The organism is Streptomyces sp. NPDC016851, assembly GCF_055562795.1.
Map to the genome: position 1 here is coordinate 59,490 of NZ_JBVHEP010000001.1, position 23,260 is coordinate 82,749.

Here is a 23,260-nt window from a genome sequence, read left to right on the forward strand (position 1 = left end):
CGCCGAAGGAGATAAGGGTACGTTGAGCAATTCTGCCGACTCCCCCGGGACGGGATCCACCCCTGAGCGCGCGCGCCGTTTCCGGCCCGTGCGGATCCTCACGGCGGCCGTCTTCGCTCTCGCGGGACTCATTTTCTTCACCAGCTTCAACACCGCCAAGGGCACCGACATCCGCACGGACGCCTCGCTGCTGAAGCTGTCCGACCTCATCCAGGAGCGCAGCCGGGAGAACGGCGCGCTGGACGAGACCAACGGGACCCTGCGCAAGGAGATAGAGGCGCTCGCCGAGCGCGACGACGGCAGCACCAAGGCGGAGGACGACAAACTCGCCGCCCTGGAGAAGCGCGCGGGCACGCAGAAGCTCAAGGGCGAGTCGCTCTCGGTCACCCTCAACGACGCCCCGCCGGACGCCACCGCCAAGCTGCCCGGCTATCCCGAGCCGCAGCCCGACTACCTGGTCATCCACCAGCAGGACCTCCAGGCCGTCGTGAACGCGCTGTGGCAGGGCGGGGCCAAGGGCATCAAGGTCATGGACCAGCGGCTGATCTCCACCAGCGCCGTGCGCTGCGTGGGCAACACCCTGATCCTCCAGGGCCGCGTCTACTCTCCGCCGTACAAGATCACGGCGGTCGGTGACCCGGACAAGCTCCAGAAGGCGCTCGCGGCGTCCCCGGCGATCCAGAACTACATGGTCTACGTCAACGTCTACGGGCTCGGCTGGAAAGTCGAGGAGAACGGGCCGGTGACTCTTCCCGGCTACTCGGGCACAGTGGATCTGCACTACGCGAAACCTGTGGAGTAGCAGCCTGGCCGGGGGAGCCGCCGGTGCGTGTGATCGTCAGGACCGTCAGCGAACTGTGCATCACCGTCGGCAGCGTGATCGTGCTGTTCGTGGTCTACGTGCTGTTCTGGACCGGCGTGCGGGCCGACGACGTCATGGACGACCAGATCGAACTGCTCCAGGAGCAGTGGGCGAAGTCGAGCGTGCCTTCCACGGCGGCCGGCTCCTCCACCGGGAACCCCGGGAACACCGCGAACACCGCGGGCCCGCCGAAGCCCGCGCCCTACGCCAAGGGCAAGCCTTTCGCGATCATGTACATCCCGCGTCTTGGTTTCACGTGGAACAAGCCGGTGCTCGAAGGCACGGCCACCGGCACGCTGAAGAAGGGCCTGGGCCACTACGCGGAGACCGCTCAGCTCGGTCAGAAGGGGAACTTCGCGGTCGCCGGCCACCGCCGCACCCACGGCGACCCCTTCAAGGACTTTCCCCAGCTGAGGCGGGGTGACGCCGTGGTGCTGACCGACGGCACGACCTGGTTCACGTATCGGATCGACAAAGGCCCGCACAAAACAGTGCCCTCCGATATCGAGGTGATCGATCCTGTCCCACGTACATCCGGGTACACGCGTCCGGGCCGCTATCTGACGCTGACCACGTGCGAACCGGAGTGGGGCCACAGTCATCGGCTGATCGTCTGGGCGCACCTGGACTCCACACAGCCTGTGGAGGCAGGGAAACCTGAGGCGTTGCGCCGTTAGTCTGGTGGCTGTACGGCGTGGGTCTGGTGCCGTGGTACGACGGAAGGGACGGCATGTACGGCTGGATCTGGCGGCATCTGCCGGGGAACACGTGGGTGAAGGCGCTGATCTCACTCGCCCTGGTCGTGGCCGTGGTCTACGTCCTCTTCCAGTACGTCTTCCCGTGGGCGGAACCGCTGCTGCCCTTCAACGATGTGACGGTGGACAACCAGTGAGCGCGCGCATTCTCGTCGTCGACAACTACGACAGCTTTGTCTTCAACCTGGTCCAGTACCTGTACCAGCTGGGCGCCGAGTGCGAGGTCCTGCGCAACGACGAGGTGTCGACGGCGCACGCCCAGGACGGCTTCGACGGTGTCCTGCTCTCCCCGGGTCCGGGCACCCCGGAGCAGGCGGGCGTCTGTGTCGACATGGTCCGGCACTGCGCCGCGACGGGCGTCCCGGTGTTCGGTGTCTGCCTCGGCATGCAGTCGATGCAGGTGGCGTACGGCGGGGTCGTGGACCGTGCGCCCGAGCTGCTGCACGGCAAGACCTCGCTGGTCGAGCACACCAGCCGGGGTGTCTTCGTGGGTCTGCCGTCGCCCTTCACGGCGACGCGCTACCACTCTCTGGCCGCCGAGCCCGCGACGGTCCCGGCCGAGCTGGAGGTCACGGCCCGGACGCACGACGGGATCGTCATGGGGCTGAGGCACCGCGAACTCCCGGTCGAGGGCGTGCAGTTCCACCCCGAGTCGGTGCTGACCGAGCACGGGCACCGGATGCTCGCCAACTGGCTGGTGGAGTGCGGCGACCAGGGCGCGGTGGCGAGGTCGGCCGGGCTCGCCCCGGTGGTGGGCAGGGCCACGGCGTGACGGCGCTGCGCCCCGAGCGCGAGTCCGACACCTCGTACGGGCAGCAGTCGTACGGGGTGGCGGGTGCGTTCGAGGACTGGTCGGGTGGAGGGGCGTACGGGGCCTCTCCGCGGCCGGAACCGCAGCCGCAGCCGTCCTCGCCCGAGCCGTACCCGTCCTCGCCCGAGCCGTACCCGGCGTCGTACGAGCCCGTCCCGGACGAGCCGTATCTGCCTCCGGCCGACGAGGAGACGGTGGCGCTGCGGATACCGGATCCGCCACCGACCGCGGCCGGTGACCCCGTATCCGGCTCTCCGGGCTCTTCCGCGCCGCGGCACGGCGGACCTGCCCACGGCGGCCGTGCGGCCCGCAGAAAGGCCGCCAAGCGCCGTCACGGGCGTCATGGCGGCGCTTCGGAGGGCCGCTCGGCTCAGGAATCGACTCAGGAATCGGTCCAGGGATCGGCGCGGGGCTCGGGACGGGGCTCGGGGCGGGAGGAGCGGCGGGCTCCGCTGTCGCGGGTCGAGGCGCGGCGGCAGGCGCGGGCGCGCAAGCCGGGTCCGGCGGTGGTGGCGAGCCGGGCGATAGGTGAGGTGTTCATCACCACCGGTGTGCTGATGCTGCTGTTCGTCACGTACCAGCTGTGGTGGACGAACGTGCGGGCGCACGCGCAGGCCGGCAAGGAGGCCAGCAGCCTCCAGGACGACTGGGCGAACGGCAAGCGCAACCCGGGGGTCTTCGAGCCCGGGCAGGGCTTCGCCATCCTGCACATCCCGAAGCTGGACGTGGTGGTGCCGATCGCCGAGGGCACGAACAGCAAGGGCGTGCTCGACCGGGGCATGGTCGGCCACTACGCCGAGGGCGCGCTGAAGACGGCGATGCCCGGGGACAAGACCGGGAACTTCGGGCTCGCGGGCCACCGCAACACCCATGGAGAACCGTTCCGGTACATCAACAGGCTCACCAAGGGCGATCCGATCGTCGTGGAGACGCAGGACAAGTACTACGTCTACAAGATGGCGTCGATCCTGCCGGTCACGCCGCCCAGCAACACGAGCGTTCTGAACCCCGTCCCCCCGGGGTCGGGGTTCACCGAGCCCGGCCGTTACATCACGCTGACCACGTGCACGCCGGAGTTCACCAGCAAGTACCGGATGATCGTCTGGGGCAAGATGGACGAGGAACGGCCGCGCAGCAAGGGCAAGCCGGATGCGCTCGTCAGTTAAGGGCAGATGACCAGTGGCAGCGACCACCGACACGGAGCACGAAGAGCACACCGGCGCGGGGGCGTCCCGGCCGTCCGCAGCCCGGCGCCGTCCCGGCCCGATCGCCATGGCGGTGAGCGTCTTCGGCGAGCTCCTCATCACCGCGGGCCTGGTGCTGGGCCTGTTCGTCGCCTACTCGCTCTGGTGGACGAACGTGGTCGCCGACCGCGCGGCCGGGAAGCAGGCGGACAAGGTCCGTGACGACTGGGCTCACGGCCGGGGCGGCCCCGGTGCGCTGGACACCAAGAACGGCATCGGGTTCCTGCACGTGCCGGCGATGAGCAACGGCGAGGTCCTGGTCGAGAAGGGCACGTCGAACAAGGTCATCAACGACGGTGTCGCCGGGTACTACACCGATCCCGTCAAGGCGGTCCTGCCGATGTCGGGCAAGAAGGGCAATTTCTCCCTCGCGGCCCACCGGGACGGGCACGGAGCCGAGTTCCACAACATCGACAAGATCAAGAAGGGCGACCCGATCGTCTTCGAGACGAAGGACAAGTGGTACGTCTACAAGGTCTACGACATCCTTCCCGAGACCTCGAAGTACAACGTGAAGGTCCTCTCGCCGGTCCCGAAGGAGTCCGGAAAGAAGAAGCCGGGCCACTACATCACGCTGACGACCTGCACGCCGGTGTACACCAGCACGTACCGGTACGTCGTGTGGGGCGAGTTGGAACGCGTCGAGAAGGTGAACGCGGACCGGACACCGCCGAAGGAACTGGGCTGAACCCATTCCACAGGCTGAGGCCCGAAGCTGCGTCTTGCTACCGCACCTTCGGGCCATGCCACACCTTCGTCAGGCCCAGTCGACGCAGGAGTTCAGCTTGGTGTTGCCTTCGAAGCGGGCCACCTCGGCGCCGACCTCGAAAATGCCGTAGTCGTCATTGGCGGTGGTGGAAGCGTACTCGTGGTCACCCTTACCACCCGTCGCCTTGTGCCACGGCCAGTAGTGAATCTTCCCGTTGTGCTGCTTGGACAGGAAGCGGATTCGCGCGTGGTGGTCGTCCGCGAGAGTGTCCGTGATGTGCCATTCGAGCTTGAGTGACGACACCGCGCCGGAGAAGTCGGGGATGAAGATGAAGCCGTCCGCACCCGTGGTCTTGCAACTCGGGCTCACCGCAGCCGCCTGAGCCGGACTGGTGGTCAGGGTCCCTATGAGCATGGCGGTCGCTGCCACACCGAGTATCTGCGCCGTCCTCTTCAAATGTCTCCCCGCCTCTGGATTCTGAGGCCTGTCCAGGCCTCACGAGTCCTATGAACTTTACGTGGACATGGTAACTGACTTGTGATCAAGAAGCGGACGAATAACGGTGATGGCCCCCGGCTCCCTTCAAGGGGAGCCGGGGGCCATCACCGTTCTGCAACGGGCTGTCAGTCCTCCTCGCGGCCGCTGATGCCGCCGAAGAGGCCGCCGTTGCCACCGCCGCCGTTGTTGTTGCCGCCGTTGTTGCCGCCGAGGCCGACGGTCTGGAGGGTGATCGTCGTCCCCGCCGGGTCGTCGACCTCCTGGTTACCCTGCGGGTCCTGGGCGGCGACGATGGCGGTGTCGCTCTGGTCGCTGCCACCCGCGAACTGGATGTTGGTGAAGCCGGCCGCCGCGAGGATCTGCTTGGCCTGGCCGACGTTCTGGCCGACGACCTGGGGCACGCGCGTCTTCTGCTGTTCCTTCTTCTTGCCGATCTGGATGTTGACCGACGAGTTCGGGTCGACCGACGTGCCGGCCTGCGGCGTGGTCTGGATGACCTTGCCGACCTGGCTGTCGTCGTCGGTCTCCACCTCGGTGCAGTTGCCGACCAGGTTGCTGGCCTGCATCTGCTGCTTGGCCTGGTCACAGTTCTGGCCGAGGACGTCCGGGACGGTGGACTTCTCCGCCTCCTTGGCGACGGTGAGGGTGATCGTGGAGCCCTTCTCCACCTCCTCGCCGAGGCGCGGGTTCTGCTCGAGGACGGTGCCGGGCTCCTCGGGGGACTCCTTCGACTTCGTCTCGACGACGAACTCGTACTTGTCGTCCCCCAGCTTCGCCTTGGCGTCTTCGAGGCTGTCGCCCACGACGCTCGGCACAGCCACCTTCGGCGCCCCGGTCGACACCACCAGGGAGATGGTGTCGCCCTTCTGGACGTCCGTTTTGGCCTTCGGGTCCTGGTCGCAGATGTTGCCCTTGGCCTGGTTCTCGCAGGGCTTCTTGGAGAAGGTCAGTTTCAGGTCGGAGTTCTCGGCTAGCTTCTCGGCGCTCTGCTGGGTCTCACCGACGAAGTTGGGCGCGGGGATGGTGTCGTTGCCCACCCCTCCGTTGCCGCTGAACGCCCACCGCCCGATCAGGATCGCTCCGACCAGTACGAGGATGCCCGCCACGACCAGCAGGATCGTCGAGGTGTTGGACTTGCGCTGCTGCTGGCGGCGCCGGTCCGGGCGGTCGTCGTAGCCGTCGTCGTCCGGGTTCATCGGGGGCAGCATCGACGTGGCGCCCGCGCCGGAGTCCGCGCGCAGGGCCGTCGTCGGCTGGTCGTCGGGGTAGCCGCCGTAACCCACCGAGCCCATCGCGGCCGTGGCCGCGACCGGCTGCCCGTCGAGGCAGGCCTCGATGTCGGCGCGCATCTCGTCGGCCGACTGGTAGCGGTAGTCGGGGTCCTTGACCAGTGCCTTCAGGACGATCGCGTCCATCTCGGGCGTGATCTCGGGGTCGAAGACGCTCGGCGCCTGCGGCTCTTCCCGGACGTGCTGGTACGCGACGGCGACCGGGGAGTCGCCGACGAAGGGGGGCCTCACCGTCAGCAGCTCGTAGAGCAGACAGCCGGTCGAGTAGAGGTCCGACCTGGCGTCGACCTGCTCGCCCTTCGCCTGCTCAGGCGAGAGGTACTGGGCCGTGCCGATGACCGCCGCGGTCTGCGTCATGGTCATGCCGGAGTCGCCCATGGCGCGGGCGATGCCGAAGTCCATCACCTTGACCTGGCCGTTGCGCGTCAGCATGACGTTCGCGGGCTTGATGTCACGGTGGACGATGCCGTTGCGGTGGGCGTACTCCAGGCCTTGGAGGATGCCGATGGTCATCTCCATGGACCGCTCCGGCAGCAGCTTGCGGCCGGAGTGGAGCAGTTCGCGGAGCGTCGAGCCGTCTACGTACTCCATGACGATGTACGGGATCGACACGTTGTCGATGTAGTCCTCGCCCGTGTCGTAGACCGCGACGATCGCGGGATGGTTGAGCGAGGCGGCCGACTGGGCCTCCCGGCGGAACCGGGCCTGGAAGGAAGGGTCACGCGCGAGATCCGCGCGCAGCGTCTTCACCGCCACGGTGCGGCCGAGGCGGGTGTCATGCGCGAGGTAGACCTCCGCCATGCCACCACGCCCGAGCACCTGGCCCAGTTCGTACCGGCCGCCGAGGCGACGCGGCTCTTCCATAGCTACCTACCAGCCCTCTCCGTCGGTCCCGACCGGAAGCTTGTACGGTCGGAGGCTGCCGTCCGGGCCTACCGTACCCGGCTCGCTTTGTGTGACCTGGCCGAGCCCGTCAGCCGATACAGGACCGGTATCGCAACGTGCATCGATGTGAAGCAGACGTGAGCGGGGTCACTGCTTGCTCTTGATGACCGCCTCCATCACGTTCCTCGCGATCGGCGCCGCGAGGCCGCCGCCGGAGATGTCGTCACGGACGGCGTTGTCGTCCTCGATCACGACCGCCACGGCGACCGGCGCGCTGCCGTCGCTGTCCTTGGCGTACGAGATGAACCACGCGTAGGGGTTCTCGCTGTTGTCGACACCGTGCTGGGCGGTACCGGTCTTGCCGCCCACCGTGACGCCCGGGATCTTGGCGTTGGAGCCCGTGCCCTCGTCGACGACCGTCTCCATCATCGACTGGAGCTTCTGGGCGTTCTCCGAGGACAGCGGCTGGCTGAGCTCCTCGGGGTCGGTCTTCTCGAGGGTGTCGACGCTGCGGGCCTGGAGCTCGTCGACCATGTACGGCTTCATCAGCTTGCCGTCGTTGGCGACGGCCGAGGCGACCATGGCCATCTGGAGCGGGGTCGCGGCGGTGTTGAACTGGCCGATGGAGGACAGCGCGGTCTCTGAGGGGTTCATGTCGTCGGAGAAGACCGAGGCGTTGGCGCGGACCGGTGTGAACTGCTCCTCGGTGAAGCCGAACTTCTTCGCCATGTCCAGCATCTTGTCGTTGCCGAGGTCCGAGCCGATCTTGCCGAAGACGGTGTTGCAGGAGTACTGCAGGGCGACCCGGAGCGTCGCGTTCTTGCAGGGGATGTTGCCCTCGTTCGGCAGCTTGGTGGTGGTGCCCTCCATGACCCACGGGTCCGGCGAGTCCGTCTTCTGGTTCGGGTCCGTGTAGAGCCCGTCCTCCAGGGCGGCGGCCGCGGTGACCACCTTGAAGGTGGAGCCGGGCGGGTAGGTCTCGCGCAGCGCCCGGTTGAGCATCGGGTCGTCGGGGTTGTTCTTCTTCTGCAGCTTCTGCCAGGCCTCGGTGTCCGTGGTCGTGGAGTTGCCGGCGAAGGACGACGGGTCGTACGACGGGTAGGAGGCCAGGGCCAGGATCTTGCCGGTGGACGGCTCCAGGGCGACGACGGCGCCCTTGCCGCCCTGCTTCTTCAGACCGTTGTACGCGGCCTTCTGCGCGGCGGCGTTCAACGTCGTGACGACGTTGCCGCCCTCCTGCTTCTTGCCGGTGAGCATGTCGAGGGTGTTGCGGAAGAAGAGCCGGTCGTCGTTGCCGGTGAGGATGCCGTCCTCGATGGACTCCAGCTGGGTGGCGCCGAAGGCCTGCGAGGCGTACCCGGTGACCGGGGCCCACATCGGGCCGTCCTTGTAGGTCCGCTTGAACTTGAAGTCGCTGCCCGACGTCTCGGTCGAGCCGGTGATCGGCTGTCCGCCGACGATGATGTCGCCGCGCGGCGAGGCGTACCGCTGGATGATGACGCGGCGGTTGTTCTTGTCGGTCCTGAGCTCGTCGGCCTGGACGTACTGGAGCCAGTTGTCGCGGATGAGCAGTGCCAGGACGAGCAGACCGCAGAAGATCGCGATCCGGCGCAGGGGCTTGTTCATGACGGGCGGACCACCTGGGTCATCTCGGCGTCGGGGTTGCCGGCGGGAGCGGGAGCCGGCCTGCGGGCGGTGTCGCTGATCCTGAGCAGGATGCCGATCAGCGCCCAGTTGGCGATGACGGAGGAACCGCCGTACGCCAGGAACGGCATCGTCATACCGGTCAGCGGGATGAGCCCCATCACGCCGCCGGCCACGACGAACACCTGGAGTGCGAAGGCGCCGGACAGGCCGATGGCGAGCAGCTTGCCGAACGGGTCGCGGGCGGCGAGGGCGGTGCGCACGCCGCGCTCCACGATCAATGCGTACAGCAGCAGGATCGCCATGAGGCCGGCCAGGCCCAACTCCTCGCCGAAGGTAGCGAGGATGAAGTCGGAGTTGGCAGCGAACCGGATCAGGTCGGAGTGGCCCTGGCCCCAGCCGGTGCCGAGCGTGCCCCCGGAACCGAAGGCCCACAGCGCCTGCATGGCCTGCTCGGAGTGGCCGACCTGGTTCGCGCGGGAGAGCAGGTACTCGCGCATCGGGTCGAGCCAGGCGTTGACACGCTGCTGGATGTGCGGCTCGAAGCTGGCCACGCCGACCGCGCCGACCGCGGACATCAGCAGACCGAAGACGATCCAGCTGGTCCGCTCGGTGGCGACGTACAACATGATCACGAACATGCCGAAGAACAGCAGCGACGTACCGAGGTCGGTCTCGAAGACCAAGATGAGGATCGAGATCGCCCAGACGACGACGATCGGGCCGAGGTCGCGGCCACGCGGCAGGTACAGGCCCATGAAGCGGCGGCTGGCGAGCGCGAGCGCGTCCCGTTTGACCATCAGATAGCCCGCGAAGAACACCGCGAGCACGATCTTCGCGAACTCACCGGGCTGAATGGAGAAGCTGCCGACCTGGATCCAGATCCTCGCGCCGAAGACGTTCCGGCCGAGGCCCGGAACCAGCGGCAGGAGCAGCAGGATCAGCGCGCCGACCATGGAGATGTAGGTGTAGCGCTGCAGGACGCGGTGATCCTTGAGGAAGATCAACACGGCGACGAACAAGGCGATGCCCAGGGCCGTGTAGATCAGCTGCCGGGGCGCGGCCGTGCCTGCCTGCTTGATCTGTTGCAGCAGCTCGGACTGGTCGAGCCGCCAGATGGCTACGAGCCCCAGTCCGTTCAGCAGCGTCGCCAGTGGCAGCATCAGCGGGTCCGCGTACGGTGCGAACTTCCGTACGACCAGATGGCCGACGCCCGCGAGCAGCCCGAGTCCCAGGCCGTAGCTCAACAGACCCGGCGGTACCGAGTCGTTGATGGCCAGGCCGACGTTGGCGTAGGCGAACACCGGGATGACGACGGCGAACACCAGCAGTGCCAGCTCGGTGTTCCGTCTGCTCGGTGCGCCGATCGCGCCGATCGTGGACGTGTGGTGCTGCGGCGAGTGCGACGTATTCGTACCGCTCATCGTGTAACAGGGCCTCTCACGGCTTGCCTACTGCTTACCGCACAGCGAGACGACCTTCTGCTCTTCCTCCGAGAGGCTGGGGCCGGGGCTGGGAGTAGGTGCGGTCGTGGACGGGTTCGGGGACTTCTCAGGCGTCGACGGCGAGCCCGACGGGTTCGACGGGTTCGGCGTCGGTGTGGCCTTGGACGTGAAGGAGGCGGGAGTGGTTCCCGTGGTGCCCCCGGCCTCGCCCTCGCCGGTCTTGGCGTTGTTCTGGCTCTCGGCTTCGCGCCGCTGCGCCTGCTTCTTGCACGCGGAGGCCTGCACCGACAGTTCCTGGATCTTCGCCTGGGCGTTCTTCAGCCCGCCCTCGGCGATGGTCGCCTTGACCAGCTTCTGCTGGTAGGGCGGCAGGTACTTGAGTTCGATCTCGGGGTGGTCCTTCTCGACCTTCGACAGCGACACCCACGCCAGGTCCTGGCTGATGCCCCGGTACAGCGCGACGTGTTCGTCCTCGACGCCGACGTAGTACTGCGTCTGCGTCCAGCGCCAGCCGCCGTACAGGCCGCCGCCGATGACGGCCAGCGCGAGGGCGCCGTAGAAGGATCTCTTCAGCCAGCGGCCCTTCCTGCGGGGCTTGACGAAGTCGTCGTCGCCGTAGTCCAGGCCGGCCGCCGGGATGTAGCCGGTGGTGTCGCCGGAGCCGGGCGGACCGAACTCGCCGCCGCCGCCCTGGCCGTGCCCCTGGCGGCCGAGGCCGGAGGCGCGGCCGGCGGGGGTCTGCATGAAGGCGTTGTCCTGCAGCTGGTGCTGGTTCTCGGCGACGGCGCCGACCACGACCGGGGTGTCGGACAGCTGCCCGGCGAGGGTGTCGCCGGTGTCGAGGTCGAGAACGTCGGCGACGATGACGGTGATGTTGTCCGGGCCGCCGCCGCGCAGCGCCAGCTCGATCAGGTTCTGGACGGTCTCCTGGGGGCCCTGGTAGCTGGCGAGGGTGTCCTCAAGGGTCTGGTGGGACACCACGCCGGACAGGCCGTCGGAGCAGATCAGGTAGCGGTCGCCGGCACGGACCTCGCGGATGGAGAGGTCGGGCTCGACGTGGTCGCCGGAGCCCAGCGCACGCATGAGGAGCGAGCGCTGCGGATGGGTCGTGGCCTCTTCCTCGGTGATGCGGCCCTCGTCGACCAGGCGCTGCACCCAGGTGTGGTCCTGCGTGATCTGCGTCAGGACGCCGTCGCGCAGGAGGTACGCGCGCGAGTCGCCGACGTGCACCAGGCCGAGGCGCTGGCCGGTCCAGAGCAGGGCGGTGAGGGTCGTCCCCATGCCCTCCAGCTGGGGGTCCTCCTCGACCATCGAGCGCAGCTGGTCGTTGGCGCGCTGTACGGCCGTGCCGAGCGAGGTGAGGAGGTCGGAGCCGGGGACGTCGTCGTCGAGCGCGACGATCGTGGAGATGGCCTCGGAGGAGGCGACCTCGCCCGCGGCGGCGCCGCCCATGCCGTCGGCGATGGCGAGCAGGCGCGGGCCGGCGTATCCGGAGTCCTCGTTGCCCTCCCGGATCATCCCCTTGTGCGATCCGGCGGCGAAGCGCAGTGACAGACTCATGCGCACCTCGCCTGTCGGCTCCGGGTACAGCCGGTCGTGTCGAGCCACACTGCCCACCCTCCGGTCGGGAGCGCGCCGGGGCCCGGGGTGGGGCCCGCCGCTGCGTGCTCGCTCCGCTCGCGCCTATCCATGATGTAGCACTACTTCCGCAGCTCGATGACGGTCTTGCCGATGCGGATCGGCGCGCCCAGCGCAATCGGTGTGGGAGTCGTCAGCCGGTTCCGGTCCAGGTAGGTGCCGTTGGTGGAGCCGAGGTCCTCGACGATCCACTGGCCGTCGCGGTCCGGGTAGATCCTGGCATGGCGGCTGGAGGCGTAGTCGTCGTCCAGCACGATCGTCGAGTCGTGCGCCCGGCCCAGGGTGATGGTCTGGCCCTGGAGCGCGACCGTGGTGCCGGTGAGGGTGCCCTCGGTCACGACGAGCTTGGTGGGAGCGTTACGGCCGCGCCGTCCGCCGCCGGACTGCTGGCGCTGCTGCGGCGGGGCCTGGCGGGCGGCCTGCTGCTGCCGGCCGGCCTCCCGGCGCGATCCGCGCTGGGTGACGCGCGTACCGAACAGGTCGCTCCGGATGACCTGCACGGCCACGATCACGAACAGCCACAGTACGGCCAGGAAACCCAGCCGCATGACCGTGAGGGTCAGCTCTGACATTGCCCCCGCTTCACCCTTCGGCTTGCCGGTAAATGATGGTGGTACTGCCCACGACGATCCGCGAGCCGTCGCGGAGCGTAGCGCGGGTGGTGTGCTGCCCGTCCACCACGATGCCGTTGGTGGATCCGAGATCCTGGATCGTCGAGGGCGTTCCGGTCCGGATCTCACAGTGCCGGCGGGAGACGCCGGGGTCGTCGATCCGCACGTCGGCGTCGGTGCTGCGGCCCAGCACCAGCGTCGGGCGGGAGATCTGATGGCGTGTGCCGTTGATCTCGATCCAGTGGCGCGTGCGTCCGCCGGCGGCCGGGGCGGCCGGGGGCCGCTGGGCGCTCGCGGCCGGCGGGTAGCCGTACCCGCCGGGGCGGCCGCCGGGCGGCGGCGCGGCGGGCATGGGCGGGGCGCCCGCGGGCGCGGCGGCCGGCGGGTAGCCGTAGCCACCGGGGCGTCCGGCGGGCGGGGCGGCGGGCGCGGCGGCGCCTGACGGGGCCTGGCTGCTGGAGGAGGCGAGCGTACGGCTGCGCACCCGGTACAGGCCGGTGTCCAGGTCCTCCGCCTTCTCCAGGTGCACCTTGATCGGGCCCATGAAGGTGTAGCGCTGCTGCTTGGCGTAGTCACGCACCATGCCGGCGAGCTCGTCGCCGAGCTGGCCGGAGTAGGGGCTGAGCCGCTCGAAGTCCGGCGTGCTCAGCTCCACGATGAAGTCGTTGGGCACGACCGTCCGGTCGCGGTTCCAGATGGTGGCGTTGTTGTCGCACTCGCGCTGGAGCGCGCCGGCGATCTCCACGGGCTGGACCTCGGACTTGAACACCTTGGCGAAGGTGCCGTTGACCAGACCTTCGAGACGCTGCTCGAACTTCTTCAGGACTCCCATGGGGCACCTCCTCCGTCGCTGCCGTCCTGTGTACTGCCCTGCGGGCCGCTTGCCTGGTACTGCTTACTGATCGTATCCACGCGCCGCTCGATCGGCTGGTTCCCCCTGTCAGCACGGCCGACGGATGTCGACGGATGACGAAGTTCCCTGTGGAGCTCCCCTTCGAACTCCTCCGGTGGTACGGCTGCCGCGCAACCGCTCTCGCGTACTCCTGACAAGGATCGTAGAGGCGGCTGAAGACCAGTGTCCCGCACCCGGCTGTGGACCCCGACCGCCTCCTGGGGAGACAGGGGGTACCGGTACGAGGTTGATACGTGCGGCTCACGCGTTGATACGTGGCCGGGGCACCGAAGGTTCGGAGGCGGGTCTGCCTGCGGAAGAACGGATGTGAATCCACCCCGCCCCGCGTGCTAATGTTCTGGGTGTCGGAAGGCGCCAGGCCCCCTGGGGCAGGAGCCTACGACACACCCAATGCGCGGGTGGCGGAATAGGCAGACGCGCTGGATTCAGGTTCCAGTGCCCGCAAGGGCGTGGGGGTTCAACTCCCCCCTCGCGCACAGCGGAAGAGGGCGGCATCGCAGTGGCGATGCCGCCCATTCCTGTTTCTGGGGTGTGATGTCTGTCTCTGGGCATGGTGGAGCGGGCCGTCGGTGGCTGAGGGCCGCCGGTGATCCACGTTCGTGTGTGGATCTTGCTTGAGCAGCTCTCGGGGTGCGCTCTCTGTGAGGAAGGTCTCAGTGCTGGGTGATGTGGCCCTTCGGAGTCCACGATCAGTGATTCCCTCAGATCGCCCCGCCCCATGGCCACAGCAACGACCCAGGCGCCGGGCGGTCACATGATCGCCCGGACAGCTCCTGGTCGGCACCCGGGTCAGACCTCGTGGCCGGGCCAGCCGAGCAGCCGGGCGCCGATGACGGCGGTCTGCAGGGTGTAGCGGTGGACGGGGTCGGCCGGGTTGGTGCCGGTGAGCTTGTGGATGCGTTCCAGGCGGTAGGTCAGGGCCCGCACGCTCAGGCGCAGGCGGCGTGCCGCCTCGGCCGCGATGCAGCCGGAGTCGAAGTACGCGGTGAGGGTGTCGAGGAGGGGTTGGGCGCCGCCGCGAGCGGCCCGGAGCGGGCCGAGGGCGTTGTGTACGAGGTCGGCCATGGCCTGCCGGTCGCGGGTGAGGACCGGGTAGACGAGCAGGTCGGCGGCGCGCAGCACGGGCTCCTCCAGCTCCAGGCGGTCCGCCAGGTCGAGGGCGTTGAGGGCTTCCTCGTAGGAGTGGACGACCCCGCCGGCGCCGGGGTGGGCGCGGCCGAGGGCGACCCGGCCACCGTCGGTGGCCGCATGCGCCTGCTTGGCGAAGAAGGCGAGCACGTCGTCCTGGTCGCCGGGCGCGATGCAGACCAGGCGGCCGTCCTTGGTGGTGAGCAGGATGCGGCGCTCTCCGAACCGGGCGACCAGGGCGCTCTCCACCTGCCGGGTCGCCGGGTGCGTGTCGTCGACCGGCGTGGCGCCCTGGGCGACGGCGACCGCGTGGGCGCGGGAGAGGAGCAGGCCGAAGCGCTCCGCCCGTTCGGCCAGGCGACCCAGGTCACTGCGGCCGTAGAGCAGGTCGTCGATGAACTCCCGCCGCGCGGCCTCTTGCTGCCTCACCGCGAGTTTCTGGGACCGTTCGTATCCCTCGGCGAAGGCGTCCACCGCCTGCTCCACGGCGGCGAGCACAAGGTCGGCACCGGCAGGCGACAGAGTGGGCGAGAGCTCGCGGGCCGCGGACAGATGCCGGCGGACCAGAAGACGTAGTCCCAGGCCCGCCTCCGCGGCGCGTTCTCCCCGGGCACGCAGGGACTCCAGCTCGTTCCGGGTGAGGCGTCGGCCCGTGGCACAGACGGTGGCCAGGATCCCGGCATAACCCTCCAGGTACTCGTCGGTTATGGCTGACCGCGTCACGCGAGCTCCTCGATGTTGTTGCTCCGCCGGCGTTCCCCACGCACAGCGGGCCAGAGTGGCAGACGTCCGGCCGAACCCGCTTCACACCTCACCTCATGCCGCCCACACGTCATAGCTGACCCCGGCCCAGCAGGGCAGCGAAGTAGTCGCGCTCCCGCTGCCACGGGATGTAGCCAGTGCCGCGTACGACAGGTTCCGATATACCGCCCCAGGAGGGGCCCGGCGGCTCGATGCCGCGCGGGCCCCTGTGCCGGCTGCCTGCTCTCAGCCGATCTGGATCTTTCCGTTGGCCTCGGCGGTGGCCGACGTGGTCGAGGACTGGACGTCACCGTTGCGCTGGGTGATGCTCTTCAGCAGCTCGGCGAGGTCGACTCCCGTTGTGGAGCTGAGGAGTTCGACGCCCTGGGCCACGTTGTCGGCGACGGTGCGGGACAGCTGGCTCGCGCCGTCGGTGGAGATGACCGTCATCTTGTCCACCGCGCTGAGCGGCTCCGACGCCTTGGCGACCACCTGCGGCAGCACCTCGACGAGCATCTGCAGCACGGCCGCGTCGCCGTACTGGGAGAAGGCGTCGGCCTTCTTCCGCATCGCCTCGGCCTCGGCCTCACCCTTCGCGCCGATCGCCGCCGCCTCGGCCTCGCCCTCCAGCCGCACCGCCTCGGCGATCGCCGCACGCCGGGACCGCTCTGCCTCACCCTGCTTGAGACCCTCGATCGCGTGCGCCTCGGCCAGCGCGCTGCGCTGCTGCTTCTCGCCCTCACCCGTGAGCCGGGACCGCTCGGCCTCCGCCTGCGCGGCGGCGATGGCGGCCAGCCGCTCCGCCTCGGCCTGCTTCACGCGGGCCACGCGCTTGGCCTCAGCCTCCTGCTCGGCGGCGTAGCGCTGGGCGTCGGCGGGCTTGCGGACCTGAGTGTCGAGTTGCCGGTCGGTCAGTTCGGCCTGCCGCTCGGCGACCTTCTCCTGCTGGACGAGGATCTCCTGCTGACGTGCGGCCTCCGCCAGCGGGCCGGCGGCCGCGGCGCGGGCCGCGGCCTCGTCGGTCTCGGCCTTGATCTCGGCCTGCTTGAGGTAGAAGGTCCGCTGGGCGATCGCGATCTCCTCCTCGGCCTTCAGCCGCGCCTGCTCGGCCGCGCGCCGGGCGACCGCCTCGGCGATGTCGGCTTCCTGCCTGGCGCGGGCGGCCTCGGGCCGGCCGAGGTCCTCCAGGTAGGAGCCCTCGGTGGTGATGTCCTGGATCTGGAACGCGTCCAGCACCAGCCCCTGCCCGGACAGGCTTGCCTCCGCCTCCTCGGCGACCTGGCCGGCGAACGCGGCCCGGTCGCGGATGATGTCCTCCACCGACATCCGGCCCACAATGGCGCGCAGCGCGCCGGAGAGCACCTCCTGGGTGAAGCCGACGATGCCGTCCTGCTGCATCAGGAACCGCTGGGCGGCGGCGCGGATGGCGTCCTCGCTACCGCCGACCTTGACGATGGCGACGCCCTCCAGGTTGGCCTTCACACCGCGCAGGGTGACCGCGCCGCGCACCGCGACGGGAATGTGTCGCGAGGAGAGGTCGAGGGTGAACCTCTGCTGCACGAACGGCACGACGAACACGCCGCCGCCGACCACGACTTTCTGGCCGCTGTTGTCGGTGAAGACCCGGCCGGTCTCGGGGTCGGTGGCCTTCTTGCCGCGCCGCCCGGTGACGATGAACGCCTGGCTGGGGCCGGCGACCTTGTACCGGCTGACGACGACCAGCGCGAGCAGTACGAGGAGTACGAAGACCCCTCCCACCGCGATGGCGACAGAGCTCATGGTGATGTCCCCTCAGCCCTCCCTGAGGACGGCATTCGGTAACGGATGTGTGGATGAGAACGGCACCTCGGCCGGGTGCCGGAAAGGAGGACCGTTTCGCCGGGTCAGCGTTCGACGGGACGTACGGACACCGCCGACTGCGACAGCGCCTGCTCGACCCAGACGTCGGCGCCCCGGGCCACGGCAACCGAACTCTTGGCCGCGAACTTCCTCGGCTGCCCGGCCACGTGCACCAGCACCTCGCCGTAGCCCTCGGCGGGGATCGCGGTCACCACCGAGCCGGATATGCCGATCAAGTCGGCGTCACGCGGAGCGGCGCCGGAGGAGTCACGCATCAGAGCCCGGCTCAGGCGGTAGGCGAACCAGCCGGTGAGGACACCGGCCGGCACCCCGATCACCGCGGCTCCCATCGGGCCCAGTCCGGTTGCCCCCATGACGATCGCCCCGGAGAAACCGAACATGGACAAGAACCCGGCGATCACCGGCAGAGACAGCAGCCCATCGAGCAGGCCGTCCACCACGGCGACTCCGTCGAGCAGTCCTTCGAGTACGCCGTCAAGGACGAACGACAGGGCAAGGAGGACGACCCCCGCTATGCCGAGCCCGAGAAACCAGGCCATCGCGCACACCGCCTCTCCTTGCCCTTCCCCCGTTGTCGCAGGCATCGTCACACGCGGACACCGGGCGAGACATTGCCCGATTCCGGCAATCTTTACGCGGCTTTTAATGCCGCACCCCGAACAGTCGGACGGTCGGCGGGCGAAGCCGTGCCGATGCTCTGTGACGCCGCGTCAGGAAGCTGTACCGTTCCCAACGGTGTGCCGGGAAGTCTGGTCGGCGATCTTGACGGAAGAAGGCGGAGAAGCTTCGCCGAACGGGGGTCCCGACGTGGTGCTCACATTCCCTCAGCCCTCGCCTGGCGTGCCGCGTCCGGGCCACATGATCGTGTGCGGGGACGACGCGCTCGCCGAGCGGCTGGCCGCCGAGCTCGCCACGGTGTACCGGGAGCGGGTCACTCTCGTCGTACCGTCCTTGCCGCGGCCCGGCGCGAGCACCGGAAGGGCGCGCGCCGCCGCGCTGCTCGGCCGGATACAGGCCGCCATGAACCGCACGGAGGACTCGGCCGATTCGGGCGCGACCGGCACAGCCCGCATCGTCGAGACCGCCGTCCTCGACGAAGCCGCCCTGGCCGAGCTGGGCGTGCGTGAGGCCGCCGCGCTGGCGCTCGTGCATGACGACGACGAGACCAACATCCACGCCGCGCTGGCCGCCCGCCGTCTCAACCCCCGGCTGCGCCTGGTCATCCGGCTCTACAACCGCAAGCTCGGACAGCACCTGGAAGAACTCCTCGACCAGGCCGCCACCCTCGCCGGCCCCGGCCTGGACCCCGAGGCCCTGGACACCTCCACCACCGTCCTGTCGGACGCCGACACCGCGGCACCCGCACTCGCGGCCACCGCCGTCGCGGGCACCAGCAAGGTCGTCCAGGCCGACGGACTGCTGCTGCGCGCCGTGGAACGCACTCCACCCGGTCACGGCCGGGTCGCCGATCCAGGCCTGTGCACCCTGGCCCTGCTGTCGGCGACCACCAGCGACCCGGCCGGAGCGGAAGGTTCGGACGCCAGCGGCCGGGAGGCGCCGATTCTGCTCCCGGACGACGACACGGTCGCGGGCGCCACCGGGCACGGCACGGTGGTCCTCGAAACGGTCACGCACACGGCTTCCGGTCCCGGACCGCGACGGCTGGCGGGGCGCGGACTGCCGCTCGGCTCTCTGTTCTCGCGTCGGCTGCGCTGGTCACTGGCCGGGCTCCTGGGCTGCGTCCTGGGGGTGGCGATCGCCACCTGGCTGACCACCGGGCACCACCCGCTGCACGCCGCCTACCTCACCTTGCTCGACCTCTTCGCGATCGGCGACCCGGCCCTCGACGAGCCCACCGCGCGTCAGGTGCTCCAGCTCCTCGCCGGACTGGCCGGTCTGCTGCTGATGCCCGTCCTGCTCGCGGCCGTCCTGGAGGCTCTCGGCACGTTCCGCACGGCCTCCGCGCTGCGCCGGCCACCCCGCGGCCTGACCGGCCACGTCGTCCTGGTCGGCCTCGGCAAGGTCGGCACCCGGGTCCTGGCGCGTCTCCGGGAGCTCGACATCCCGGTGGTGTGCGTCGAAGAGGACCCGGAAGCGCGCGGCCTCCCGCTCGCCCGCCGACTGCGCGTCCCCACCGTCCTCGGTGACGCCACCCAGGAGGGCGTGCTGGAGGCCGCAAAGATCCACCGCGCGCACTCCCTGCTGGCTCTCACCAGCCACGACACCACCAACCTCGAATCCGCCCTGTACGCACGCTCCGTCAAACCGGACCTGCGGGTGGCCCTGCGCCTGTACGACGACGCCTTCGCCACCGCTGTCTACCGCACCCTGCGCACCGCCCACCCGCGCGCCCTCACCCGCAGCCGCAGCGTCTCGACCCTCGCGGCCCCCGCCTTCGCCGGGGCCATGATGGGCCGCCAGGTCCTCGGGGCGATACCCGTCGAGCGCCGCGTCCTGCTCTTCGCCGCCCTCGGTGTCGCCGGGCACCCGCAGTTGGAAGGGCGCACCATCGCCGAGTCGTTCCGTCCCGGTAAGTGGCGCGTTCTGGCGCTGGACACGGCCGAACCGGGCGAGCGGCTGCCGGACCTCGCCGCCACACCGGCGCACTACGGTGCCGACCGCCCCGGCGGACTCGTATGGGACCTGCACCCCGGCTATGTCCTTCGGCCCGAAGACCGCGTGGTACTCGCCGCGACACGCCAGGGCCTGGCCGAACTCCTCGGTCGGCGGTCACGGACGGGGGCGCGGACCACTGATGCATGAGGCATGTCTTACGCCGCCGCAATGGCCTGTGTGTATGCACGGTCATCAGCTGTCCGGTGAACGGATCTCCGGCCTCGCATAACGGTCCGATATCGCTCGCTGGCATTTTCGACCGCGACTGTGAGTTATGTGATTTGAGTCACTAAAGACATGGCAAAGGTCGTGGTAGAACTGCGCAACTCCGCAGGTGGCACCGCTCGACGCCGCAGTGCGGAGCGGTCGGCATGCACCTGCAGCACGACCCGGGTGATCACTATCCGCATCCAGGGACAGCCCATCCAGCGTCGCCGATCGGACAACGGCGTTCGTTCAGAGACCGCACATCGACCGGCGGCACTTCCCCCGTGCCCCGGGCTCGCACCATCGAGGTAGCCACTGTGTCACTCGACTCCGTCACCCAAAAAGTCGACGAAGCCGTCAGCGATTTCTTCGAACCGATAGCCAAGTGGCTCGGAGACATCGTCTTCTACGCGGTTCCCGTCGGCGGAACGGATCTTCCCCTCATCGTCGCCTGGCTCGTGGTCGCCGGTCTGGTCTTCACCGGCTGGTTCGGGTTCGTGCAGGTCCGCAAGTTCAGACTCGCGCTCGACGTGGTGCGCGGGAAGTACGACGAGAAGGGCTCGACCGGCGAGGTCAACCACTTCCAGGCCCTGACCGCCGCTGTCTCCGGCACGGTCGGCCTCGGAAACATCGCGGGTGTGGCCGTCGCCGTCTCCATCGGCGGTCCCGGCGCCACGTTCTGGATGATCCTCTGCGGCCTGCTCGGCATGGCCACCAAGTTCGTCGAGGTCACCCTCGGTGTGAAGTACCGCGAGGTGCACGCCGACGGCACGGTCTCCGGCGGCCCGATGCACTACCTCCCGAAGGGCCTCGCGGAGCGCTTCGGCAGCGGCGGCGCCAAGCTCGGCAAGGTGCTCGCCGTCCTCGCCTCGATCATGGTCCTCTTCTTCGGCCTGTTCGGCGGCAACCTGTTCCAGACCAACCAGAGCTACGCGCAGGTCGCCTCGACCTTCGGCGGCGAGGACGGCTTCCTGGCCTCCTCCGCCGGTGCCGTCCTCTTCGGCCTGGTCGTCGCCGCGCTGGTCGGTCTCGTGCTGCTCGGCGGCATCCGCTCCATCGCCTCGGTCACCAGCCGGTTGGTGCCCGCGATGGCCGGCATCTACATCGTGGCCTGCCTGGTCGTCATCCTGAGCAACGTCACCCACGTGCCGGACGCCTTCCAGACCATCCTGCAGGGCGCCTTCGAGGCCGACGGCGTCGCGGGCGGTGTGCTCGGTGCCCTGATCATCGGTTTCCAGCGCGCCGCGTTCTCCAACGAGGCCGGTCTCGGTTCCGCCCCGATCGCCCACTCCGCGGTGAAGACCAATCACCCCGCGAGCGAGGGCCTGGTCGCCCTGCTGGAGCCGTTCATCGACACGGTCGTCATCTGCACCATGACCGCGCTGACCATCGTCATCGCCGACCCGGCCAGCTGGGGCGAGGCCCGCGCCGGCGAGAGCATCGGCGGTGTCACCATCACCTCCGACGCCTTCGAGACCGTGCTGCCCTGGTTCCCGATGGTGCTCACCGTCGCGGTGCTGCTGTTCGCCTTCTCCACGATCCTGACCTGGGGCTACTACGGCCTCAAGGCCTGGTCGTACCTGTTCGGCAAGAGCAAGACCAGCGAGACCGTCTTCAAGGTCATCTGGAGCCTGTTCGTGGTCCTGGGCGCCCTGATGTCCCTCGACTCGCTGATCAGCCTCGCCGACTCCGCGCTCTTCCTGCTGTCGGTCTTCAACATCATCGGCCTGTACCTGCTCGCCCCGGTCGTCAAGCGCGAGCTCGGCTCCTTCCTGGAGTTCGTCCGTGCCCGCAAGGCCGGTGAGATCACCGACGAAGGCCAGGAGTCGGCGAAGACCACCGTCTGACCGCCCCCCCCCCGGCGGCCTGGCTCCTGTACGGGCCCGTACCCACCTCGCGCCTTGGTGGGTACGGGCCCGTACGTCTGCCACCTACGAACGACCGCCGAGCTCCGCCCCGTCGCGCCGCCGGTCCAGGTATCCGATGGCCGGCGTCGCCATGACCCCGTGCAGCACCACCGAGATCACCACGGTGAGGGCCACGATCGCCCACAGATCCCGTTCCAGTCCGCCGAAGGAGTGCTGCCCCAGGGCGTAGGACAGGTAGAACAGCGAGCCGATGCCCCGGATCCCGAACAGGGCGACCACGGCGCGCTCCTTCTTCCCCTCGGCGCTTCCCGCCTGTGCCAGCCAGCCGGTCAGCGGCCGTACGACCAGCAGCACCAGGAGGGCGACCACCGCGCCCATCACTGTCAGGGCGGACAAGGCACCGGCCACCAGGTAGCCGCCGAGCAGGAACAGCAGCACGGCCGTGAGCAACCGCTCGATCTGCTCGGTGAACTCGTGCAGCACCTTGTGGTAGCCGTGGCTGCGCTCGGCGGTCCGGATCACGCAGGCCGTCACGAACACGGACAGGAACCCGTAACCGTGCAGCACCTCGGCGATGCCGTACGACACGAAGGTGGCCCCCAGCGCGACGAAGCCCTCCATGTGCTCGGACAGCCGCAGCACCGACGTGCGCACCCGGAAGAACATCCACCCCAGCAGCCAGCCGACCCCACCTCCGACGGCCAGACCCACAGCGCACTTGCCCAGCAGGTCGGTCAGCGCCCACGAACCGATCCAGTCCGCCGACCACCCCGTCCCGGCCGCCGCGGCGAGGGCGATGGCCGCGTAGACGAACGGAAAGGCGAGTCCGTCGTTCAGCCCCGCCTCACTGGTCAGGGAGAACCGCACCTCGTCCTCGTCGCGCTCGGTACCGAGCGGCTCGCCCACGCGCACCTCGCCGGCCAGCACGGGATCCGTGGGCGCGAGCACGGCCCCCAGCAGCAGAGCGGCAGCGGGCGGCCAGTCGAGCAGCCCCCAGGCCAGCAGGGCGACGACCGCCACGGTCAGCGGCATCGTGATGCCCAGCAACCGCCACGTACCGGACCACCGGCGCCATCCGAAGGGCCGGTCGATGGCGAGTCCCGCACCCATCAGCGACACGATCACACACACCTCGGTGGTGTGCTCGACCCACAGGCGATCACGAACGGGATCCACGGCCGGCACGCCCACCGGCAGCAACTCGATCAGAACCCCCGCGGCGAGGAAGACCATGGGCAGGGACAACGGCCGCTTGGAGACCACCCGGGGCAGCACGGCCGCCCCCAGCGCCCCCAGGCCCAGACAGACGTAGACCACGTCCGAAAGCGTCACTGCGACCTCCTGCCAGACGCGATCACTCCCAGGCCACGTGTGTACCCCGTCCACATCGGCGCCTCGCCCGAGTACGTCAACCGAGCTCGCTGTCCGCCCGTTTGCAGCGGACTGGGCAGGGGGTGGGCCGACGGACCTGTTCCGGTTAGGGTGTGGAGAACGCGTCAAGAAGGGCGCGGGGTGTGCCGGGAAGTCTGGTCGGCG

The 23,260-nt window shown here is 69.2% G+C and carries 19 protein-coding genes and 1 tRNA gene; 9 read left to right on the plus strand and 11 right to left on the minus strand.

The window, feature by feature from the left end:
* Positions 1-22: 22 nt before the first annotated feature.
* Genes ACZ3I3_RS00270 through ACZ3I3_RS00295 form a run of 6 tightly spaced genes read left to right on the plus strand, consistent with a single transcriptional unit; the run spans position 23 to position 4,360 of the window.
* A complete protein-coding gene (locus ACZ3I3_RS00270; protein ID WP_467361300.1) occupies positions 23-802 on the plus strand; it encodes a DUF881 domain-containing protein in 780 nt (259 codons plus the stop codon).
* A 23-nt stretch (positions 803-825) separates the two neighbouring features.
* Positions 826-1,539, plus strand: coding sequence for a class E sortase (locus ACZ3I3_RS00275; RefSeq protein ID WP_467361302.1), 714 nt, complete (start codon positions 826-828; stop codon positions 1,537-1,539).
* Positions 1,540-1,556: 17 nt separating this feature from the next.
* Entirely contained in the window at positions 1,557-1,754 is a 198-nt protein-coding gene (locus tag ACZ3I3_RS00280) for a hypothetical protein (protein ID WP_020273112.1), read from the plus strand.
* Complete coding sequence (locus ACZ3I3_RS00285; RefSeq protein ID WP_467361303.1) at positions 1,751-2,389, plus strand: aminodeoxychorismate/anthranilate synthase component II; 639 nt, start codon at positions 1,751-1,753, stop codon at positions 2,387-2,389. The genes ACZ3I3_RS00280 and ACZ3I3_RS00285 overlap by 4 nt, the downstream gene beginning before the upstream one ends.
* Positions 2,386-3,594: a class E sortase gene (locus ACZ3I3_RS00290; protein ID WP_467361305.1), complete on the plus strand. Its 1,209-nt coding sequence runs from the start codon at positions 2,386-2,388 to the stop codon at positions 3,592-3,594. Before ACZ3I3_RS00285 ends, ACZ3I3_RS00290 begins: the two co-directional genes overlap by 4 nt.
* A 13-nt stretch (positions 3,595-3,607) precedes the next feature.
* Complete coding sequence (locus ACZ3I3_RS00295; RefSeq protein ID WP_467361307.1) at positions 3,608-4,360, plus strand: class E sortase; 753 nt, start codon at positions 3,608-3,610, stop codon at positions 4,358-4,360.
* 69 nt (positions 4,361-4,429) lie between these two features.
* Here the strand turns inward: ACZ3I3_RS00295 and ACZ3I3_RS00300 are convergent, their stop codons facing one another.
* From ACZ3I3_RS00300 to ACZ3I3_RS00330, 7 genes are all read right to left on the minus strand, one after another.
* A complete protein-coding gene (locus tag ACZ3I3_RS00300; protein ID WP_467361308.1) occupies positions 4,430-4,810 on the minus strand; it encodes a hypothetical protein in 381 nt (126 codons plus the stop codon).
* A 194-nt stretch (positions 4,811-5,004) separates the two neighbouring features.
* Complete coding sequence (gene pknB / locus ACZ3I3_RS00305; protein WP_467361310.1) at positions 5,005-7,032, minus strand: Stk1 family PASTA domain-containing Ser/Thr kinase; 2,028 nt, start codon at positions 7,030-7,032, stop codon at positions 5,005-5,007.
* 168 nt (positions 7,033-7,200) lie between these two features.
* Positions 7,201-8,679, minus strand: a complete 1,479-nt coding sequence (locus tag ACZ3I3_RS00310; protein ID WP_467361311.1) for a peptidoglycan D,D-transpeptidase FtsI family protein — start codon at positions 8,677-8,679, stop codon at positions 7,201-7,203.
* Positions 8,676-10,121 (minus strand): FtsW/RodA/SpoVE family cell cycle protein, encoded by a 1,446-nt coding sequence (locus ACZ3I3_RS00315; protein WP_467361312.1) that lies wholly within the window; start codon positions 10,119-10,121, stop codon positions 8,676-8,678. The genes ACZ3I3_RS00310 and ACZ3I3_RS00315 overlap by 4 nt, the downstream gene beginning before the upstream one ends.
* A gap of 27 nt (positions 10,122-10,148) precedes the next feature.
* Positions 10,149-11,702 carry a Stp1/IreP family PP2C-type Ser/Thr phosphatase gene (locus ACZ3I3_RS00320; protein WP_467361313.1) on the minus strand — a complete coding sequence of 518 codons (1,554 nt, stop codon included), beginning with the start codon at positions 11,700-11,702 and terminating at the stop codon, positions 10,149-10,151.
* 140 nt (positions 11,703-11,842) lie between these two features.
* Positions 11,843-12,352, minus strand: a complete 510-nt coding sequence (locus ACZ3I3_RS00325; RefSeq protein ID WP_020273104.1) for an FHA domain-containing protein FhaB/FipA — start codon at positions 12,350-12,352, stop codon at positions 11,843-11,845.
* 10 nt (positions 12,353-12,362) lie between these two features.
* On the minus strand, positions 12,363-13,223 hold the full coding sequence (locus ACZ3I3_RS00330; protein ID WP_399413631.1) for an FhaA domain-containing protein: 861 nt from the start codon (positions 13,221-13,223) through the stop codon (positions 12,363-12,365).
* Between the two features lie 473 nt (positions 13,224-13,696).
* On the opposite strand from ACZ3I3_RS00330, the gene ACZ3I3_RS00335 reads away from it, so the two are divergent.
* A tRNA-Leu gene (locus ACZ3I3_RS00335) sits at positions 13,697-13,780 on the plus strand.
* Positions 13,781-14,093: 313 nt separating this feature from the next.
* Here the strand turns inward: ACZ3I3_RS00335 and ACZ3I3_RS00340 are convergent.
* From ACZ3I3_RS00340 to ACZ3I3_RS00350, 3 genes are all read right to left on the minus strand, one after another.
* The gene (locus tag ACZ3I3_RS00340) at positions 14,094-15,155 is read right to left on the minus strand and encodes a PucR family transcriptional regulator (RefSeq protein ID WP_467361315.1); all 1,062 of its coding nucleotides are present in this window, start codon (positions 15,153-15,155) and stop codon (positions 14,094-14,096) included.
* A gap of 264 nt (positions 15,156-15,419) precedes the next feature.
* On the minus strand, positions 15,420-16,952 hold the full coding sequence (locus ACZ3I3_RS00345; protein ID WP_467361316.1) for an SPFH domain-containing protein: 1,533 nt from the start codon (positions 16,950-16,952) through the stop codon (positions 15,420-15,422).
* Between the two features lie 104 nt (positions 16,953-17,056).
* A complete protein-coding gene (locus tag ACZ3I3_RS00350) occupies positions 17,057-17,572 on the minus strand; it encodes a hypothetical protein (RefSeq protein WP_467361317.1) in 516 nt (171 codons plus the stop codon).
* Positions 17,573-17,891: 319 nt separating this feature from the next.
* On the opposite strand from ACZ3I3_RS00350, the gene ACZ3I3_RS00355 reads away from it, so the two are divergent.
* The gene (locus ACZ3I3_RS00355) at positions 17,892-19,796 is read left to right on the plus strand and encodes an NAD-binding protein (RefSeq protein WP_467361957.1); all 1,905 of its coding nucleotides are present in this window, start codon (positions 17,892-17,894) and stop codon (positions 19,794-19,796) included.
* A gap of 377 nt (positions 19,797-20,173) precedes the next feature.
* Positions 20,174-21,703, plus strand: coding sequence for an alanine/glycine:cation symporter family protein (locus tag ACZ3I3_RS00360; RefSeq protein ID WP_467361319.1), 1,530 nt, complete (start codon positions 20,174-20,176; stop codon positions 21,701-21,703).
* An 84-nt stretch (positions 21,704-21,787) separates the two neighbouring features.
* Here ACZ3I3_RS00360 and ACZ3I3_RS00365 read toward each other — a convergent pair whose 3' ends face one another.
* Complete coding sequence (locus tag ACZ3I3_RS00365; protein ID WP_467361320.1) at positions 21,788-23,056, minus strand: cation:proton antiporter; 1,269 nt, start codon at positions 23,054-23,056, stop codon at positions 21,788-21,790.
* Between the last annotated feature and the right edge of the window lie 204 nt (positions 23,057-23,260).